This window comes from Veillonella seminalis, assembly GCF_003992065.1.
Taxonomy (GTDB): Bacteria; Bacillota; Negativicutes; order Veillonellales; family Veillonellaceae; genus Veillonella_A; species Veillonella_A seminalis.
Genome location: NZ_RQUZ01000007.1, coordinates 78,701 through 99,059 on the forward strand (window position 1 = coordinate 78,701; position 20,359 = coordinate 99,059).

17 protein-coding genes are annotated in these 20,359 nt (G+C 44.6%); all 17 read right to left on the reverse strand.

All coding sequences use genetic code 11. The features are described 5' to 3' along the window. Positions 1-12: 12 nt before the first annotated feature. The 17 genes from EO126_RS05965 to ftsH all read right to left on the reverse strand — a co-directional run bounded on the left by EO126_RS05965 (position 13) and on the right by ftsH (position 20,342). Positions 13-1,317 carry an MlaD family protein gene (locus EO126_RS05965; protein ID WP_006556399.1) on the reverse strand — a complete coding sequence of 435 codons (1,305 nt, stop codon included), beginning with the start codon at positions 1,315-1,317 and terminating at the stop codon, positions 13-15. After that, a complete protein-coding gene (locus tag EO126_RS05970) occupies positions 1,307-2,074 on the reverse strand; it encodes an ABC transporter ATP-binding protein (RefSeq protein WP_006556398.1) in 768 nt (255 codons plus the stop codon). Before EO126_RS05970 ends, EO126_RS05965 begins: the two co-directional genes overlap by 11 nt. Before the next feature lie 83 nt (positions 2,075-2,157). Then, the gene (locus tag EO126_RS05975) at positions 2,158-2,919 is read right to left on the reverse strand and encodes an MlaE family ABC transporter permease (protein WP_006556397.1); all 762 of its coding nucleotides are present in this window, start codon (positions 2,917-2,919) and stop codon (positions 2,158-2,160) included. A gap of 242 nt (positions 2,920-3,161) precedes the next feature. Next, positions 3,162-5,180, reverse strand: coding sequence for a SpoIVB peptidase S55 domain-containing protein (locus tag EO126_RS05980; protein WP_127007946.1), 2,019 nt, complete (start codon positions 5,178-5,180; stop codon positions 3,162-3,164). Between the two features lie 53 nt (positions 5,181-5,233). Continuing rightward, a complete protein-coding gene (locus EO126_RS05985) occupies positions 5,234-5,536 on the reverse strand; it encodes a hypothetical protein (RefSeq protein WP_006556395.1) in 303 nt (100 codons plus the stop codon). Between the two features lie 129 nt (positions 5,537-5,665). Beyond that, positions 5,666-7,063: an AMIN domain-containing protein gene (locus tag EO126_RS05990; RefSeq protein WP_127007948.1), complete on the reverse strand. Its 1,398-nt coding sequence runs from the start codon at positions 7,061-7,063 to the stop codon at positions 5,666-5,668. Between the two features lie 192 nt (positions 7,064-7,255). Continuing rightward, positions 7,256-8,434 (reverse strand): rod shape-determining protein, encoded by a 1,179-nt coding sequence (gene mreB, locus EO126_RS05995; RefSeq protein ID WP_275938037.1) that lies wholly within the window; start codon positions 8,432-8,434, stop codon positions 7,256-7,258. Further along, entirely contained in the window at positions 8,406-9,668 is a 1,263-nt protein-coding gene (murA, locus tag EO126_RS06000) for a UDP-N-acetylglucosamine 1-carboxyvinyltransferase (RefSeq protein ID WP_127007950.1), read from the reverse strand. Before murA ends, mreB begins: the two co-directional genes overlap by 29 nt. Before the next feature lie 301 nt (positions 9,669-9,969). Next, complete coding sequence (gene glpX, locus EO126_RS06005) at positions 9,970-10,935, reverse strand: class II fructose-bisphosphatase (RefSeq protein WP_006556391.1); 966 nt, start codon at positions 10,933-10,935, stop codon at positions 9,970-9,972. A gap of 55 nt (positions 10,936-10,990) precedes the next feature. Further along, positions 10,991-11,635 (reverse strand): fructose-6-phosphate aldolase, encoded by a 645-nt coding sequence (gene fsa, locus EO126_RS06010; RefSeq protein WP_127007952.1) that lies wholly within the window; start codon positions 11,633-11,635, stop codon positions 10,991-10,993. Between the two features lie 210 nt (positions 11,636-11,845). Then, positions 11,846-13,126 (reverse strand): serine--tRNA ligase, encoded by a 1,281-nt coding sequence (gene serS / locus EO126_RS06015; protein WP_127007954.1) that lies wholly within the window; start codon positions 13,124-13,126, stop codon positions 11,846-11,848. Positions 13,127-13,299: 173 nt separating this feature from the next. Further along, positions 13,300-14,844: a lysine--tRNA ligase gene (gene lysS / locus EO126_RS06020; RefSeq protein WP_127007956.1), complete on the reverse strand. Its 1,545-nt coding sequence runs from the start codon at positions 14,842-14,844 to the stop codon at positions 13,300-13,302. Positions 14,845-14,961: 117 nt separating this feature from the next. Continuing rightward, entirely contained in the window at positions 14,962-15,435 is a 474-nt protein-coding gene (gene greA, locus EO126_RS06025) for a transcription elongation factor GreA (RefSeq protein WP_006556387.1), read from the reverse strand. A gap of 161 nt (positions 15,436-15,596) precedes the next feature. Further along, positions 15,597-16,589 carry a tRNA dihydrouridine synthase DusB gene (gene dusB, locus EO126_RS06030; RefSeq protein WP_006556386.1) on the reverse strand — a complete coding sequence of 331 codons (993 nt, stop codon included), beginning with the start codon at positions 16,587-16,589 and terminating at the stop codon, positions 15,597-15,599. After that, entirely contained in the window at positions 16,573-17,340 is a 768-nt protein-coding gene (locus EO126_RS06035) for a type III pantothenate kinase (RefSeq protein ID WP_006556385.1), read from the reverse strand. The genes dusB and EO126_RS06035 overlap by 17 nt, the downstream gene beginning before the upstream one ends. Positions 17,341-17,347: 7 nt before the next feature. Continuing rightward, positions 17,348-18,334 (reverse strand): biotin--[acetyl-CoA-carboxylase] ligase, encoded by a 987-nt coding sequence (locus EO126_RS06040; RefSeq protein WP_127007958.1) that lies wholly within the window; start codon positions 18,332-18,334, stop codon positions 17,348-17,350. Positions 18,335-18,407: 73 nt separating this feature from the next. Then, a complete protein-coding gene (gene ftsH, locus EO126_RS06045) occupies positions 18,408-20,342 on the reverse strand; it encodes an ATP-dependent zinc metalloprotease FtsH (protein WP_192496428.1) in 1,935 nt (644 codons plus the stop codon). Positions 20,343-20,359: the final 17 nt, after the last annotated feature.

Below are 20,359 nucleotides of genomic sequence, written 5' to 3' on the forward strand. Positions count from 1 at the left end.
TACCTCCCAAAATTAAAAGACATATCGAACACCGTAGAAATTACCACCATTCGTTTCGCTAAACGGACGAATGAATTGAGCAACTGCATATACATCATCAAACAATCGAACTTCACTTCGAATTCGGTAACGCACATCATTTAAGTCCATAACAGCGGCCGATACTGTAAACGGACCGCCCAGACCATAGTCGACACCGATACCTACATCACCGTCAAATAAACCGCCGCGAACTGAAAAATTGTCCGCCACATATTTGCCGTATGTAAGTTCCAGCCGGCTGCCATCACCAATATTATTCGCTCCCAAGGTAAATAAACTTTGACCGAATTGCAAGCGAATATCTGCAGTCGGATTATATTTATTCTTCGTTGTATTATATAGAAGCTCCATATTGGCGCTGGCCTTAAAAGGGTACTTTTTTCCGGAATCACTGCTATCTACGTCTCCGCCGGTAAGACGATTTAACTTAGTAGTCAGTTGTGCCGTATTATGCAGCGTTTCTTTAATATCCTGACTGCTTTGCGGATCTGTCACAATCCCTTGCATGGATGTGGCCATGCTGTTTAAACTTTCGGTTGTGGTTTTTAAATTATCTAAAATAGTACGCATATCACGGGATGCCTGACCGTCACCATCCAAATTTTGTAAGGATGTATCCAACTGGCCTGTAATCGCCGTCATATTGCGGGTAATATCTGTCATATTAGCGGTAATCTCATTGATGTTACCTTGATTATCTGCCGCCATCTGATTAAAACGAGCCGTAAGCTCGGCAGTATTATTGGCAATAATTTCCGTAGAACGAAGAGCATTACGAAGCGACGTCTGTGTCTGCGCATCGCCGATAATATTATTAATGGATCCCAGCGTTTTATTAGCCTCTTCCATCAATACCGTTGCTTGGCGCATCGTTTTATCAATATCGCTCTGGCCGTCACCATGGACTATATCACCGTCTTTTAAGAATACTTGCGAATGGCCCGGTGTAATCTGAATAAATTTATCGCCCAAAATCCCGTCATTCGCCAAAACGAATTCGGAGTCCACCGGAATCTCCGTATCCTTTTTAATCTCCATCGTTAAGGTTACCCCTTTCGATGTAACTTCCATGGCGCTTACTCGCCCTACCGCCACGCCGGAATATTTAACCTGATTACCGGTCTTTAATCCCGTAACCGATTGAAAATCGCCTGTAATATGCATCCGCGGCGGTTCAAATAAATCCAAGCGCCCCAGAAAAATGATGCAGGCGGCAAATAAGCAAAGGCCGATAACGGTGAATAAACCCACCTTAGCCTCTGTATTAAACTTCATCTAATGTCTCCCCCTCACCGGCGGTCTCCATTATATCGCCGCCATGTATAAACTGCTGAACCAGCACATTCTTAGATTTTCTGAATTCTGCCGGACTCGAAACTTCAATAAATTTTCCCTTATCCAATAAGGCAATGCGATCGGCCACATAAAAAGCGGATTGCATATCATGCGTTACTACAATCGAGGTACAATGGAAATGCTTCTGCATACCGCGAATGAGTTTACTGATCGTTCCCGACGTAATCGGGTCAAGCCCCGAAGTCGGTTCATCATATAAAATAATACAAGGATTTAAAGCTATCGCCCTGGCCAGACTGATACGTTTTTTCATACCGCCCGACAATTCATTCGGCATGTACGCCCCCGTATCGGGTAAGCCTACCAAATCCAACTTCTCCTGTACAATGTCCTGAATGTCCGAATTGGTCAATTCAGTGTGCTGCCTCAGCCCGAAAGCTACGTTTTCAGCCACCGTCATGGAGTCGAAAAGGGCCGAATATTGGAAAACCATGCCCATCTTTTCACGGACCTTATTAAATTCGTCATCGCTTAAACCGACTACGTCGACGCCGTCTACCAAAATGCGCCCGCTATTGGGCCGTTGCAGCCCGATAATCAAACGCAAAATCGTACTCTTACCGGCACCGCTGCCCCCCAGCACGACCAAGGTTTCACCATCTTCAATTGTCAGATTTACATGGTCGAGGATAACCCTATCCGCATAGGCAACGACCACATCCTGTAATTCAATCATGAATCTTTGTCCTCAAGCTTACTCTCAATATTTTATGCTACTTTCATTATATTCTATTTATATTAAAAATTTATAACGTTTTATTAAAATAATGCCAATGATAAAAAGTAATTTAACACAAATACTAAAATAATGCTGGTTACTACCGAGCTCGTAGTAGCATTACCTACCGCTTCAGCCCCCATTTTAGTATACATGCCCTTGTACGAACCAACAAGAGCAATTACGGCACCAAACACACTGGCTTTGATTAAACCGTATGTCAAATCACTGGTAACCGCAAACAACTGAATCGAATCTGTATACGTCATGCCGGCCAGGCCTTTAAAAAGCGTAGCCACCACATAACCGCCGCCGATACCGATGAGCACCCCGTAAAAAGCCAAAATAGGTACCATAATCATACAGGCAATCACGCGCGGCACAACCAGGTAACCGATAGGATTTACGGCCATAACTCTGAGCGCATCAATCTGCTCCGTTACCTTCATGGTACCGAGTTCAGCCGTAATAGCGGCCCCTACACGCCCCGACAAAACAACACCGACGAGCACCGGTCCCAATTCGCGCCCCATAGCAATCGCCATGATGCCGCCAACCGTACCTTGCGCACCGTAACGAATCAAAATATCGGCTATTTGCAAAGTCATAACGGCCCCGGCAAATAATAAAGTTAAACTGATAATCGGCAAGGAATCTACCCCCAAATGGGCCATTTGAAAAATAACATGACGCCAATTGGCCTGCCGCAATTGTTTAATGGTTTGTCCGATTAATATAACTGCCTCACCGCAACGTGCCAACCAACGCAACACCTCGCGCCCCAGCGCTTCTAACCACTGCAACAGTTTACCTCCTCTTATTTCTCATATATAAAGTGTAGTACTATATTTTATTAATCAAGTAAGATTACTACCCCTCATTTTATCATAAAACTTCAGTTATTGTCATCAGTACCAACGATGAATATATTGAAATTTTACAATATTTTTGAAAAAATTTCTATTTTCACTTAAATAGTAACACAAAAAAGCGATGGACAAAACTGTCCATCGCTTACTATCGGCTAATATTGCATAATTTTTTATTAATTTACACTATCATTAGAATCATCGGCTGAATGATCCGGCGTATTTGTCGGAGCTTCGGGAGTCTTATCCGGACTGTTGGCCGGTGCTTCCGGAGTCTTTTTCACCGTATTGGCAGCTGTTTCAGTTTTAGCTGCTTTAGTCGATGATTCATCTTCTGCTTTAGCCTGTTCTTTTAATTTTTTGGCATGTTCACGAGCCAATCTTGCTTTTTCTTTATCCCGATCGGCCGGCGACATAATATTTAAGACAAACTGTCCGTCACCGCGAATAACATATTCCGTATTAATTTTAGCTTTATACGGTTCTTTGTTATCTTTATCGTCAATGCCCGGAATATTTTCCTTGGATTTGCCCTTCGGCACTGCTCCCGGAATCTTAGTTTCATCGGCTACATCAATCTTGGCACCCTTAGTATCCGCCTTGTCACTGTCTTCAACCATACTTACGCCGTCTTCCAAGATTTCAACCACAATCTGATTATTCGTATCCGTATTGCGCAATTCTTTATAGAATTCGTCAAAATCTTTATACGTCTTCAAACGACGAATAATTTCATCGGTCAAATTGTATTTTTGTTTTTCCAACAGGTAAGGTAACGGTACTACCCCGCCACCGCGTACTTCCAAGGTAACTTCACCATACGGTTGGTCCTTAGGCACGGTGAAGAAAATTTCCTTCGTCACCGGTTCTTCTCGGAACGGTTGTAATTTTACGTTAATAACAATGGTATCGCCCGGTGATGCAACAGCCGGCGATAAGGTGGCATCCGAAATCATAGCCGTTTTCTTATCTTTCGCTACCGACACTTCCACTTGAATACCGGCAATTTCATAATTGATAAAACGGTTATTCATCAACACGTCGATGATGTTATAAAATTCATCAACACTCTTGATGCCGATAGAGTCATTGGAGTAGAACATATTCGTCCGTTCCAACGGCGGAATATTGACATCACGAGGCTGAATTTTAAGTGTTAAGGTAGAGGTTCCTTCCCCGTTACGGTCCAATGTTTTGCTGAGGAAGTTGTATACCGCCGTAGCACTCAAAGTCGGTGTAAGCTCATCCGTTTCCACCACTTTGACACCTGCTTCACGAGTTCGGTTCATATCCAAGTCGTGAACGGTAATGGCCATCGGAATGCCGCTGATAATATGGCCCGATGTACCGGCAATTCCGGCGCCGCGATCTTCCGTAACCGCGCCTACTTCGGCTCCCATAGAGCCGAGTTTAAAGCCGGAGTCCACACTTTTTACGACCGTAAAAATAGACGCATTATGCATGAAGTACCCGACAGAACCACGTTTTAAAAACGGATGTCCGAAGGCTACCACTTTATCCTTGTCAACATAAGTAACCGTACCGATGGCTCCGAGTTTTAAATCTCCGTCCACCAATAAGGCTGCTACCGAACCGCCCGCTTTAAGCGGTTTGGCCACATCATCACCGTCAGCGGCCGCCGTATCGTAAGTACTGTACTCATATTCAGGCAACTTTTCTTTCATAAACTTAAGAGCCGATGGATCAAAGCCGTAAGCCATAAGCGGCATGCCCAACGGAATTAGCTGACTGTCGCGCCAAGGATTGGCCAAATTCTTTTCATACGGAATATTCCATAGCTTAACCATGTCTTCAATCGGCGTAATCATACCGATTGTACCGTCCGCAAAGCCCCAGCCGTAGGCAACGGCACCGACGAGCTTACCGTCAATATAAGCGGGGCTGCCACTCATACCATGTACGATACCGCCCGTTTCATCGATAACGGGACCAGAAAATTTCGCCAAAATTAAATCGCCTGAAGGGCCTCGATCTTTCATGACGCCCAAAACTTTCATATTAAAACTAGAGATATCATCCCCGGTTACTACTGTATCAACGTGTCCTTCCATGCCTGTATGCACATCGCTGACTGGCAGAAAATCAACTGCCTGAGCCGATGCGGCAACAGTGCAACAAAAGAAAAGCGCCAGTACACCTTTCATATACCGGCGTGATGAACGAAATGACTTCATTCATAGCTCCTCTCTATTACTATATGCCAACTGTTTCTAACGTATAACTTCGATTATTTACCGTCAACTACGGCTACAACTTGAGCACGTGTTACTTGGTCGCCGTTTTTAACCGATACATTCGTTACGACACCGTTAACGGTGGAACGAGCTGCCGGCATCGGTCCGGTCAAAGACTGTACTGTTACCAATACATCGCCTTCTTTAACAACGGTACCTACCGGTACTACCGAAACAACCTGACCGGTTAATACGGATTCTTGGTTGACATTGGCTGCGGAGGCCGTGAAAACAAAGCCGGTCGCTACGCTAACGCCGATAGCAGCCATTACTAAAAATTTCATATATTTTTTCATACGTAAATCCTCCTTTGACTAACGTCTATATCTATTATATCACGAATAAGCAAATTTATTGCTAAATCCGTAAATCATCGTGAAAAATAAATGACGCTTCATGAAAAGAAAATATCTTCAAATTTACTTTTACGGGAAAATTATGATTTCCCCGTAACGAGCCGGGCCCACAGTCGTCACATCACGATGAAGATAGGTTCCGTTAGCATATAAATCATTATCGCGATTATAACCTACATCAATGCCCGTAGTAGCACCGAATTGTGCCAACATCCGACCGCCTTGAGCCAAAGTAATACCGGAGGCCGCCCGATAATTACCGGATGCCAACAATACAATCAAGGTACCGTCCGGACGCACACCCAATAAAGTATGACCTCGATAGTTTTCACTATTACCGGCCGTTACCACTCCGTTGGCAAGGACGATATTTTTACTTTGAGCCAAGGTCGTACCGGCTGCACTGATTTTAACAATAGCCGGTACAATTTGCAAATTAACTACATCGCCGACGCGTAAGGCATCCAACACCGGTACCATAGTACCATGGGCCGATAACACAATATCCGCATTCGCCAACGGTGAATCATTGTTTCCCTTTGCTACAACTACATTGCGTCGCAAAGTTACCTCGGTGCCATACACATTAGTACCTGTTGATTTGCCATATGCCGAATTATAAGCAATCAGTTCGTTCGCACCGCGAGTCCGATTGATGCCGCTTATATTAAAAGTCTTATCGCCTTCCGTTAATTGCAACTTCGGTGTTTCAACACCCAAAGTATAACCCTGGTTCGGAATATAGCGCAATACCCCGACCGGTGATATCTGATAGCCCGGTACTGCGGGGATTTTATCGCCCGAAGCCAATTGCACGGTTCCCTCGGCTAAACCTTCACCACCGAGACCGGCCGATACATCAGCGGCATTCACCAAGCCTACCGAAACAGCACCGCTCGGCGTAACATCAGCCAGTGTGGACGCCGTATCACCGTCAGCTTTAATCTCAGCCGGCTCGGTCGGCGATACAGTGAGCGCATCTACTTTCACGCGCCCCGTATTGGTACTGGTATCCCATTTGGTATATACAACACCATCTTTGAGCGGTGTTGTCGTTCGCTGTTCATAATTATTAAACAAATCCAAAACAACCCGATCCGGATTTTGCAATGTAAACATATGATAACGTACCGGCTGATTAACATTGATGGCTACATCCAGACCATCGCCGGCATCAGCCAAACCTACGCCTTGTAAAACACCGCTGTTGCGATTGTTGTATTGCACCGGTCCGCTTGTGCGATTCGATGTGCCGGTAAAATGAATTTTTACCTGCTGTGCTTTTTCATTATAAATAGAACTCCAGCCATTCGGTAACCCTTGCATATCCAGGACAAGACGCGTATGACCCGCTTCATTGGTAGCTCGCACAGCCGTTAAATCCGATGCCTCCGTTATGCCACCTATCAGCCAACTCATTATCCCGACCATTAAAGCTGAACTGAGCTTCTTTTTACAGGCTTTCATAGTTCCCTCCTTTGAAAAATCTATAAACTATTATTATTATCTTAGTACCATTTTATCCATTATAACATATAAATTTATGAACTTCTTGAATTATTACGAGTTAAATAAAAAAAAGATTGCAAGCGACCTTGCCGCTCACAATCTTTTAATATTTTATATATGCATGAACGCAGAATATTGCACGTATTACACTTATTGCAATTCTTCAAGGCTGTCCTGCAAACGATCCATTTCACGTAAAGCTCGTCCGGTACCGACAATAACCGAATACCGCGGATTATCCACTAAATAAGCGGCCACGCCGATAGCCCGTGTAATGAGTCGGTCAAAACCGCTGATTAACGCTCCGCCGCCGGTTAAAATAATACCGTGATCACAAATCTCCGCCACCAATTCGGGCGGTGTTTTTTCAAGAATATCTTTGATACCTTCCAAAATCACATTAACCGGTTTCTCCAAGGCCTTCTGAACTTCCTTGGAACTTACCTTAATAGCTTGCGGCAAACCGCTTACTATATCTCGTCCCCGCACGGTAATTTCTTCAACCGGTGCTTTACGATCTACCGTACCGACTGCAATTTTTACTTCTTCCGCCGTACGATGACCGATTAATAATTTACGGCGTCGTTTGATATAACTGATGATAGCCTCGTCGAACTTATCGCCGCCCATGCGCAGCGATTTACTCACTACGACACCGGTCGTACAAAGCACCGCAATATCGGTAGTGCCGCCACCGACGTCAACCACGATAGCCCCGGCCGACGCAGCTTTGTCAAGGCCGGTTCCGAGTGCCGCCGCCAACGGTTCTTCAATAAGTACCGTTTTGCGGGCGCCCGTCTGTAATACAGCTTCAATAACCGCCCTCTTTTCAACCGGCGTAATACCCGAAGGTACACAAATAACGATACGCGGTTTAAATAAAGTAGAGGTCGGCAAGACACTCTTAATATAATAACGAAGCATGAACTCCGTCATGTCATAGTTATTGATAACACCATCCTGGAGCGGTCTGATAACTTCAATATCCGCCGGTGTACGTCCCAACATGATACGGGCATCTTCACCGACAGCCACCACTTCATGACTGTGAATATTCCAAGCTACATACGCCGGTTCGTCAAGCACAACACCCTTGCCCTTGATGTAAATCAATACGTTTGTCGTGCCCAAATCAATGCCTACATCATAGGCCCACCACAATGCCAAGCGTTCAAACGGCGAAACCCATTTATCGCCTTTTTTGGCAACTGTTTTAGGTGTGGTCGTAGCAATGGGCTGTGCGTTCCGTTTGCGACGTTCTTCACGTTTTTGCAAAACTTCGGCACGACTCACCTTTTTCTTACTCGTCCACCCGAACAATGTCAGCACCTAACCCTTTTAATTTGCCTACCAGGTTGTCGTAACCACGGTCGATGTGCGACAACTGGGTTACTTTCGTAACACCTTCCGCCGCCAATCCGGCACACACTAAAGCGGCTCCGGCACGCAAATCGGTAGCACGTACTTCGGTACCCTTCAATTTAGGTACACCGTCAACAATAGCACGTCGCTCTTCAATGCGAATCTGAGCACCCATTTTCTTTAATTCATCTACATGCATAAAGCGGTTTTCGAATACCGTTTCCATAACAGTACTCGTGCCCTTGGCGATAGTCGTGAACGCCATGAATTGAGCCTGCATATCGGTTGGGAACCCGGGATACGGCAAGGTTTTAATATCAACCGCTTTAACATTACCGTCGGAAATAACGCGGATACCGTCGACGTCTTCCTGAACCGTTACGCCCGCTTCTTTCAATTTCGCCACAACCGGTTTTAAATGCTCGGACAAAGCATTTTCTACATATACGTCACCGCCGGCCATAGCCGCTGCAATAAGATATGTACCTGCTTCGATACGATCCGGAATTACCGTATGAGTAGCGCCTTTTAATTCTTTAACACCTTGAATACGAATTACATTCGTACCGGCACCGCGAATATCGGCCCCCATACTATTTAAATAAGTTACTAAATCTACAATTTCAGGTTCTTCCGCAGCGTTTTCAATAATGGTTTTGCCTTCAGCCATGGAAGCCGCCATGATTACGTTTTCCGTAGCCCCCACGCTTGGGAAGTCGAGGTAAATCTGATTACCTTTAAGACCTTCGGGAGCTGACGCCAATACATAACCGTCGCCCATTTCAATAGTAGCTCCCAATGCTTCAAAAGCTTTTAAATGTAAATCAATCGGACGAGATCCGATAGCACAACCGCCCGGCAAAGAAATACGTGCTTCACGACGACGTGCCAATAAAGGTCCCATGACTAAAAACGACGCACGCATGCGACGAACTAATTCATAGGGAGCTTCTGTAGCTGTAATTTCAGAGGCATCAAAATGGATTTCCTGATTAGCTTCATCTTTGGTAACTTTAACGCCCAGCGCCGCAATTACCTCGCAAATCGTATGTACATCTTCCAAATGAGGCACTTCCACCAACCGACTCGGTGTTGATGCCAACATGGTGGCCGCAATAATCGGCAACACCGCATTTTTTGCGCTACTTACACGAACGCGACCATTCAACGGTTTACCACCGTTAATGACGAGCTTTTCCAACAATACTTCCTCCCATAATGCAATCTATGATTCTATAGTCTTATAGTTTCTTCTTTAAATTCTACCTTATAGTATACTTTAAAACAGGCGGTTCATCAAGTACCCGACCGGGTCGGATTGCCTATTTAACGCAATTATTTCAAGTGCAAAATGTACCGTTTGATTCACATTTATTAAAATACAGAAAATCGGATTAAATTCCGTCAAAGCAGAAAAAGACGGCTCCATATCTTACGATATAGAGCCGTTTTGTATACTCTTTTTGATTATGGCAATTTGCCGTTTACATGCATGTGAAAGCTTATTTTGCTTTCATGGATTTTAATTTGCGATCCAAGCGATGAATCGTATCTACGAAACGAACCGTACCGGTTTTATAACGCATTACAACGGATTCCGTGCGCGCACCGCCGGCAAAGTATTTAATACCGGACAAGATATTGCCCTCCGTAATGGCGGTAGCGGAGAAAATAACATCTTCCCCATGTACCAAATCATCAATGGTCAACACTTTATTTAAATCCGTAATACCCATAGCATGACAACGACGAACTTCTTCGTCATTTTCAGGCAACAAACGAGCTTGCATATCACCGCCCGTACATTTTAGGGCAGCCGCTGCCAAAACGCCTTCAGGCGCACCGCCGGTACCGATAACCATGTGGATACCGGAACCTTCAAGACCGCATTCCATAGCCGGATTTACGTCGCCGTCGGTGATCAAACGAATACGGGCACCGGCTTCGCGAGCTTCGCGCATAATGGCTTCATGACGCGGACGATCGAGCATAACAATAGTCATATCATCAATACCGCGTTCCATTTTTTCAGCTACACGACGTAAGTTTTCAGTCACGCTGGCATTCAAATCGATAACGCCCTTAGCACGAGGACCTACGCAAAGTTTTTGCATGTACATATCAGGAGCATGTAACAAACCGCCTTTAGGAGCGATTGCCAATACTGCGATAGCACCATTTTGACCTTTAGCAATCAGATTCGTACCTTCAATCGGATCCACCGCGATATCCACAGGTTCCCCGCCGGCACCTACTTCTTCACCGATGTAAAGCATAGGGGCTTCATCGATTTCCCCTTCCCCGATAACAACGGTACCCGAAATAGGTACTGTATCAAAGGTTTGACGCATAGCATCTACAGCGAGTTGATCGGCGCCGTCTTTTTCACCGCGACCAAGCAAACGACCACTGCGAAGCGCTGCCGCTTCTGTTACACGTACAAATTCCAAAGCTAATGTTCTATCCACAGTTTTTACCTCCTTAAAATGCCCTCTTACACAGCAGGGCAACACGATTCCTTAATTATTTGTTGGCTGCTTCCCAATCTGCTAAGAATCTGGTAAGACCTGCATCCGTTAAAGGATGTTTCATCGAGGCAGTTAACACCTTGTATGGCACCGTGGCAATATGAGCGCCCGCTTTCGCACACTGCGTCATATGCATTGGTGTGCGTACACTGGCGGCAATAATTTCAGCCTTAATGTCATGCATAATAAAGATTTCGGCAATATCTTCAATCAAAGTAATGCCGTCCATGCTCATATCATCGATACGACCTACGAAAGGACTTACGAAAGTAGCCCCTGCGCGTGCGGCCAATAAAGCCTGGTTAGCGGAGAAAATCAAAGTAACATTTGTTTTAATGCCTTCTTTGTGAAGTACGGAAACGGCTTTAAGACCTTCTTCCGTCATAGGTACTTTGATAACTACGTTTTTACCCAATTTAACGAGTTCATGAGCTTCTTTAACCATTTCAGGTGCCGTAGTTGCAATAACTTCAGCACTTACAGGACCGTCAACGAGTTCGGCAATCTGTTTGATTACTTCTTTAAGATCACGTTTTTCTTTAACGATCAAAGATGGGTTGGTTGTTACCCCGGCAATAAAGCCCATTTCATAAGCAGCTTTAATTTCATCGAAATTGGCAGTATCAATAAAAATTTTCATAAGAGCTCCTTTTTAAAAACACTGTAGAACGTTGAATTATATACAGTTCAGAAGCACTACCTCAAGTCGGCCGAAGCGTCATCTCAAATCAGACGAAACGCTACCTCGGTCAGCCGAAGCTCCCGGTCAATACGACTGCTCGGGTGCCTTCTGAAATTGCATAATGCACATAGAAGGTCTGACATTTGTCAGACCTCATGCCTTATACTTTTATTTTACAGGTTTAATTACTTCTGCACCACCCATATATGGCTGTAAAACTTTAGGAATGCGAACGGAACCGTCAGCTTCCTGATTGTTTTCCAAAATAGCGGCAACCGTACGACCTACAGCCAAACCGGAACCATTCAATGTATGAATGAATTCAGGTTTGCTCTTCGCATCGCGACGGAATTTGATATTACCGCGACGAGCTTGGAAATCGGTCATGTTGGAGCAAGACGAGATTTCACGATAGCAATCCTGAGCCGGCATCCAAACTTCTACGTCATATGTTTTAGCGGAACCGAAACCGATATCACCGGTGCAAAGAGTAATTACACGATGCGGTAATTCCAATAAACGCAATACTTCTTCCGCATTATCCGTCAAAGATTCGAGTTCCTGATAAGAAGTTTCAGGTGTAGCGAATTTTACCATTTCAACTTTGTTGAACTGATGCTGACGAATGAGACCGCGTGTATCACGACCGGCCGAGCCGGCTTCCGCACGGAAACAAGCGGTGAATGCCGTGTAGTATTTAGGCAATTCATTGGCGCTCAAAATTTCACCGGCATGGAAGTTAGTAAGAGTAACTTCAGCAGTCGGAATGAGGAAGTATTCTGTATTTTCTACTTTATACATATCTTCGGCAAATTTAGGTAATTGCCCTGTGTTGGTTAAAGTCTGACGAGTTACCATGTAAGGTGTCATCATTTCGGTATATCCCTGTTTTTCGGTGTGAAGATCAAGCATGAAGTTAATCAACGCACGTTCCAAGCGGGCTCCCAAACCTTTATAGAATGTGAAACGGGCACCACTTTCTTTGGCGGCACGTTCCCAGTCTAAAATATCGAGGCTTTCACCTAAGTCCCAGTGAGCCTGAATAGGGAAATCAAATTCACGAGGTTTGCCCCAACGACGCATTTCAGGGTTGTCATTTTCATCTTCCCCTACCGGTACGGATGCATCGCACATATTAGGCAACATGAGGGCAATGTTTTGGAGTGAAGATTCAGTTTCACGAATTTTGCCGTCAAGCTCAGCAATCTTGTCGCCCACTTTCTGCATTTCCGCAATCTTGTCGTCCGCATTTTCTTTATTGCGTTTTAACGCACTGATTTCTGCGGTTACTGAGTTGCGCTGTGCTTTTAATTGTTCTACTTCTTGAATTAAATCCTTGCGCAAATCATACAATTTGGCAAAGTTTTCCAAATCGCCGGTGGTATGGCGATTGTCCAAGTTTTGCTGTACTGCTTCCAGATTTTCTCTAACGAAACGTAAATCTAACATATCCATAACCTCTTACTTAAAATGCGTGCCCAATGGCACAATGTATTATTAATTACACTTAATCATACCACATCTGCACAGTTTTTGCCATGAAAAAAGCCGGTATCAGTTAAACTGTTACCGACTTTTTATTATTTATTTACATTATGTCTTAATTTACTGGGACTATGCCGTTATTCTTTATCTGCTCTTTCAGCTTCTTCAGCACCGGCTGCTTTCGCATCTGTTTCCGGTTTCATGAGTGGGAATAACAATACATCACGAATGGAAGCGGAATCAGTTAAGAACATAACGAGACGGTCGATACCGATGCCGAGGCCGGCTGTTGGCGGTAAACCGTATTCCAAAGCGGTTACGAAGTCTTCATCCATACGATGCGCTTCGTCATCACCGGCTGCACGTTCCTGTAACTGTTTTTCAAAACGTTGACGCTGATCGATAGGATCGTTCAACTCGGAATAACCGTTAGCCAATTCACGACCGTAAACGAATGCTTCGAAACGTTCGGTAGTCAATGGTTTTTCACGGTTCTGTTTAGCCAATGGAGAAATTTCCAACGGATGACCGTAAACGATGGTCGGTTCAATCAAGTTTTCTTCTACATAGTCTTCGAAGCAAAGGTTGATGATTTTACCGATACCGTCACGTTCCGTATATTCCACATTCAAGCGATCCGCAATAGCACGTGCTTCTTCAATAGTTTCAACAGCGTCGAAATCTTCGCCTGTATATTTCTTGATGCCTTCCTGCATGGTAATGCGATTCCAAGGCGGAGTCAAATCAATTTCAGTGCCCTGGTAGTTGATTTTAGTCGTACCGAGAACTTCCTGAGCACAGTAAGCCACGATATTTTCAGTCAACATAATGGCATCTTCGAAATTACCATAAGCCTGGTAAGATTCCATCATGGTGAATTCAGGATTATGGCGATTATCGATACCTTCGTTACGGAAGGAACGGTTAATTTCAAATACGCGTTCCAAACCGCCTACGATAAGGCGTTTTAAGTGTAATTCAGGGGAAATACGCATGTAAATATCGATATCAAGCGCATTATGATGCGTAATGAACGGACGAGCCGCAGCACCACCCGGAATCGCGTGAAGCATTGGTGTTTCCACTTCCATGAACTGGTGAGCATTCATATACTGACGCATTTTAGCCACAATTTGGGTACGTTTGATAAAAGTATCGCGCACTTCCGGATTTACAATCAAATCCACATAGCGTTGACGATAACGAAGTTCCGTATCCTTTAAACCGTGCCATTTTTCAGGTAACGGACGCAAAGATTTGGAAAGCAATGTAAGTTTATTAACTTTAATGGTGATTTCGCCCATATGCGTGCGGAATACATGGCCTTCAATGCCTACGATGTCGCCCATGTCAAGCATTTTGACATGTTTATAATCATCTTCACCTAAAATATCTTTACGCAAATAAATCTGAATATCACCGGTTAAATCACGAATATTGGCAAATGCCGTTTTACCGTGGGATCGAATCGTCATAAGACGACCGGCTACGGTTACCGGCTGATCTTCAAAATCACGGAAGTTATCTTTTATTGTTGCCGCATGCTGCTGTACCACAAAACGCTGGCCAAAAGGATACACTCCGTCCGCCTCGTATTGCGCAAGTTTTTCGCGACGAATTAACATTTGATCGTTTAATTCCTGTTGTTGTTCTTGTACTGTAGTCGCTTTTTCTTCGCTCACTTACATGGCCTCCTAACTCTATCTGCTCAAAAACGGTCTTACTTATAGTATAACAGTTTTGAGAACTTTTATGGGTATATTTTATGGGCGGTACCTTATTAACCGGCTCCGGCCCTATTAGCTGATCGCTAAAATTTTAAAAGTAGCCACACCGTCCGGTGTATTTACTTCAACGGTAGCACCTTTTTTCTTGCCGAGAATAGCACTGCCTACCGGCGATTCATTGGAAATGCGGTTGTTGAACGGATCCGCTTCGGAAGAACCGACGATTACATAATCCAATTCTTCATCGTATTCCTGATCTAACAATTTAACTTTACTGCCCACGGAAACAACGTTTTTACGGGTTTTTTCGTCAATGATTTTAGCCGTGTTGATTTTATTTTCTAATTCAATGATATGACCTTCGATAAAAGCCTGTTCATTTTTTGCATCATCATATTCAGAGTTTTCACTGATGTCGCCATATTCAATAGCGGTTTTAATACGTTGCGCTACTTCGATACGACGAACCGATTTAAAATACGCTAATTCTTCTTCAAGTTTTTTAAGACCTTCTGCTGTTAACAGTGTTTCTTTAACTTCTGCCATATTAGGACTCCTCTTTCAATAGTTGTTCAGCTATAAAGAAAAAGTGTCATACACTGACACCTTTGCTTTACATCACATATATTTACGTATTAAAACGTAATTTACGTAATATTATAACAATAATTTTAATGCATTGTCAATTTAACTGCCGTGCAAATTTACTAGATAGATAATTCGGATGCATAGGTTGCAATCGCCTCTTTAAAGGCTTTTTCCGTGTACAATGTATTGATTCGATTACGCCATTTGGCGGCTTCCGGCAAGCCTTTAATATACCAGCCCGCATGCGTACGAATTTCACGAACACCTAAAGCCGTTCCCTTATACTTGCACAATAGTTCAAAATGACGCAATAACATATTTAAACGTTCACGTGCCGATGGTTTCGGCACTAACGTACCGTTTTCCAAGTATTGATTCACTTCGTTAAAAATCCACGGATTTCCTTGAGCACCGCGACCGATGAGGACGGCATCACAGCCCGTTTCATCAAGCATGGCTTTAGCGGATAGAGCATCCACAATATCGCCGTTACCGAGCACGGGAATCGCAAGAGCTGCTTTAACGTCTTTAATATAGGACCAGTCAGCCTCTCCCATGTACATCTGCTCACGGGTACGACCGTGAACGGCGACAGCCGCTACACCGACCGATTCGATTCGTTTGGCAAAATCGAGTACATTTTTAGATGTATCATCCCAGCCGAGTCGCATTTTAACCGTAACCGGCACAGCTACGGCTTTTACCGCTGCTTCCGCCACACGAGCCGCCAAATCGGGCGTTTTCATCAACGCGGAACCGTCACCGGAGGATACCACTTTTTTAACCGGGCAGCCCATATTGATATCTACAATATCGGCCCCGGCTCGTTCTACCACTTGGGACGCCAAGGCTATCGCCTCGGGATCGGAGCCGAAAATTTGCATCGATACGGGATGTTCAACCTCTTCCATAAAGAGCAAATCCTTCGTGTGCTCATTTTCGTATTTAATCCCCATGGCACTTACCATTTCAGTACACACCAAAGCTGCCCCCTGCTCTTTCGCCAAGAGCCGGTACGCAATATCGCTGACCCCCGCCATAGGAGCCAGCACAGCCCGACCTTTAATCGGTACATTACCGATATACCAGGTCGAATTATTTATTTCTTTCATACAACAATCGTAATCCTTCTAGGGTCAACATCGGCTCAATATAATCAATTACGTCTGTTTCCGCATTGATTAAATGAGCTAAACCGCCGGTAGCGATGACCTTAACGCCTTCCGGCATTTCTTTTTTCATGCGGGCCACGATGCCTTCCACCTGACCTACATAACCGAATAAGACACCGGACTGCATGGAAGTTACCGTGCTCTTACAGATAACCTGGCCCGGATTTTTCACTTCAATACGCGGCAATTTTGCGGCTCGTTGGAAGAGTGCTTCCGCCGAAATCTGCACGCCCGGTGCAATGGCACCGCCGATATAATCGCCGTTTGCCAAAATAGCACAATACGTCGTAGCCGTACCGAAATCGATAACAATCAACGGTCCGCCGTATTTTTCATAAGCCGACACGGCATTCACAATACGGTCTGCCCCTACTTCGCGAGGATTATCGTATTTAATCGCCATACCTGTTTTGGTACCCGGCCCTACAATGATAGGTTTAACATTAAAATAGCGCAAGCAAACGCGCTCCAATGTAGGCATCAACGGCGGTACTACCGATGAAATAATGATTGCCTCAATGTCGTTAATATTCACTTGGCGATCGTGAAAAAATAAATTCATCAACAATACGCCGTATTCGTCGGTCGTACGCACACGGTCTGTAGAAATGCGCCAATGACCGACCAACTCTTTCTTCTTATATACGCCGAGAACAATATTTGTATTACCTACATCAACCACTAATAACATGTTTATGTCAGCCTCCTACTTTATGTGCTGGTCGTATGGATACGTCACCGGCCACCACTCGTTCTACGGAGCCATCAGCACGTTCTATCATAAGATTACCGTCACGATCAAGGTCGACGGCTTTACCTTCATACGTATTCCCCGGTGCACGAACTTCTACGTCTTTACCCAAGGTAATACTAAATTCTTTCCATTCTGCCAAAGTGCTGTCAAAACCTTCCGCCAACACTTTATTATACTGCTTTTCCATCTCTTCTAAAATAACATTCAGAGCTTCACGACGGTCAACTTCGACGCCTTCCATGGCAAACGACGTGGCTACGTCTTTAATAAATTCAGGTAATTCGTCCTGCGTACTGCCCGTATTGATGCCGATGCCCATAACAATATAAGCAATAGCTTCCATGGTGCCGTTCATTTCGGTCAAAATACCTACTAATTTACGACCATTTACCAAAATATCATTCGGCCACTTGATACCGGCCGTGTTAAGACCTAAACGACGAAACGCCTTAATGAGAGCTACTGCTGCCATAAGGGTACATTTAGGAGCTTCAATCGGCAAAAATGACGGACGCAATACGATACTGAACCAAAGACCTTTACCGTATGGCGAGAACCACCCGCGGTTTAATCGGCCGCGACCGGCTACCTGTTCTTCCGCTACCACCACAGTGCCTTCCGGAGCCCCTTTAGCAGCCAATTCACGAGCTACAGAGTTACTGGATTCAACACTTGGAACATAATGATAATTGCGACCGAAAGTTTTCGTTGTCAAAACCGATTCCATTTCAAGCGGACTCATGAGGTCCGGTTCATTCACCAAGCGATACCCTTTTTTAGTGAATGATTCAATAGTATACCCTTTTTTACGCAATGCTTCAATATGTTTCCAAATAGCTGTACGTGAAACTTCACAACGTTCCGACATGCGTTGGCCCGAAACAAATTCACCTTTATTCTCACGAAGCAGCTCCAAAATTGCATCCCTCATCCTAATCGATGCCTCCTTTATGAAAAAGGGCCGCCTAACCGGCGGCCCTATGCCAATCGGTGTATACCGATTATTATTTATTTGCGTCAGTTGTGTCGCCGTTCGATGCACCGGATTTACCTTCAGATTCGGTAGCAATCGCATCGGGAACGATAATTCCCGCTGCTTCCAACGCACTCTTAGCGCCATTTCCTTCCACTGTATTTGGGTCCGTAATGGTTCCGTATTTATACAAATTCTCGATTTGAGTATGATCGATAGTTTCTTCTTCCAAGAGTACATTCGCCATATTATGCAAGAACTCAATATTATCGGATAACAATTTCATTACGTCATTGTAAGCTTCTAAAACGATTTTATGCATTTCCGCATCAATTTTTTCAGCTACGGCTTCACCATAGTTACGTTCATGTCCTAAGCTGCGGCCTAAGAACACCTGTTCCTGATGTTCACCGAATACGAGTGGTCCCAATTCTTCACTCATACCGAGACGAGTAATCATATGACGTACGATGTTGGTAACTTGTTGTAAGTCACCGGAAGCACCGCTACTGATTTCTTTCAATACGAGAGATTCGGCACAACGACCGCCCAAGGCTACACGAATACGTGCAAGCATCTGAGATTTTGTCATATAATTCTGTTCTTCTACAGGTAACATCATTGTGTAACCGCCGGCACGACCGCGCGGAATAATTGTTACTTTGTGTACCGGATCGGCATCAGGCAACAAATGTGCCACAATCGCATGACCCGATTCATGATACGCCGTCAAGCGACGTTCTTTATCGCTTACTACATGGCTGCGGCGTTCCGGACCGTAACTTACCTTTTCACTGGCTTCTTCAAGATCGGCCATGGTAACTTGTTTACGATTCTGACGAGCTGCCAATAAAGCGGCTTCATTCAACAAGTTGCTCAAATCGGCACCGGTGAAACCGGGTGTCTTTTTGGCAATGGTTTGTAAATTTACATCCTCAGCCAACGGTTTGTTGCGAGCATGTACTTTTAAGATAGCTTCACGACCGCGTAAATCCGGTTTATCAACCGTAACCTGACGGTCAAAACGACCCGGACGAAGTAAAGCCGGATCCAAGATATCAGGTCGGTTAGTCGCTGCGATGGTAATGATACCTTCGTTAGCGCCGAAACCGTCCATTTCAACGAGTAATTGGTTCAAGGTCTGTTCGCGTTCATCATGACCGCCGCCGAGACCGGCACCACGTTGACGACCTACCGCATCAATTTCGTCGATGAAAATGATACAAGGCGCATTTTTCTTAGCCTGACCGAAGAGGTCACGTACACGGGATGCACCGACCCCGACGAACATTTCTACGAAGTCGGAACCGCTGATACTGAAGAACGGTACGCCCGCTTCACCAGCTACGGCACGAGCCAATAAAGTTTTACCTGTGCCCGGAGGTCCGAATAAAAGCACCCCTTTAGGAATTTTAGCACCAATGGCATTAAATTTGCCCGGATTGCGCAAGAATTCTACAACTTCTTCCAATTCCTGTTTTGCTTCATCCGCACCGGCCACATCTTTAAATGTTACATTAACTTTGCCTTCACCCTGCATTTTGGCACGGCTTTTGCCAAAGTTCATAACACGACCGCCGCTGCCTTGTGTCTGCTGCATGATAAAGAACCAAACACCAATCAACAAGAAGATTGGCAATACAGAGCTCAATAAGCCCATCCACCAAGAAGGTTGTTCCGGTGGTTTTGCAGTGATTTGCACTTCATTTGTAGTCAGCTGATTCATTAAAGTAGGATCGGTTGGTGCGTAAGTGCTGAACTCAGTACCGTTCTTAAGCTTACCTACAATGGCATGGTTATCCGTGATGGTAATGCTGTCTACTTTCTTCTGTGTTACATGCTGTAAAAAGCTGGTGTAACTAATCTCTGACTTTGCCGTATTTGTACTGGAGAACGAATTGATAACCGTAGCCGCCGCCACAATAATCAAAATGTACAACAGTGCATTTTTCATAAAACGACCCAATCTATTACCCCTTTCAA

Coding starts and splice junctions, on each gene's coding strand:
- EO126_RS05965 (WP_006556399.1), bottom strand. CDS start 1,317: ATGAAGTTTAATACAGAGGCTAAGGTGGGTTTATTCACCGTTATCGGC.
- EO126_RS05970 (WP_006556398.1), bottom strand. CDS start 2,074: ATGATTGAATTACAGGATGTGGTCGTTGCCTATGCGGATAGGGTTATC.
- EO126_RS05980 (WP_127007946.1), bottom strand. CDS start 5,180: ATGAAGTCATTTCGTTCATCACGCCGGTATATGAAAGGTGTACTGGCG.
- EO126_RS05985 (WP_006556395.1), bottom strand. CDS start 5,536: ATGAAAAAATATATGAAATTTTTAGTAATGGCTGCTATCGGCGTTAGC.
- EO126_RS05990 (WP_127007948.1), bottom strand. CDS start 7,063: ATGAAAGCCTGTAAAAAGAAGCTCAGTTCAGCTTTAATGGTCGGGATA.
- fsa (WP_127007952.1), bottom strand. CDS start 11,635: ATGAAAATTTTTATTGATACTGCCAATTTCGATGAAATTAAAGCTGCT.
- serS (WP_127007954.1), bottom strand. CDS start 13,126: ATGTTAGATTTACGTTTCGTTAGAGAAAATCTGGAAGCAGTACAGCAA.
- greA (WP_006556387.1), bottom strand. CDS start 15,435: ATGGCAGAAGTTAAAGAAACACTGTTAACAGCAGAAGGTCTTAAAAAA.
- dusB (WP_006556386.1), bottom strand. CDS start 16,589: ATGAAAGAAATAAATAATTCGACCTGGTATATCGGTAATGTACCGATT.
- EO126_RS06035 (WP_006556385.1), bottom strand. CDS start 17,340: ATGTTATTAGTGGTTGATGTAGGTAATACAAATATTGTTCTCGGCGTA.
- EO126_RS06040 (WP_127007958.1), bottom strand. CDS start 18,334: ATGAGGGATGCAATTTTGGAGCTGCTTCGTGAGAATAAAGGTGAATTT.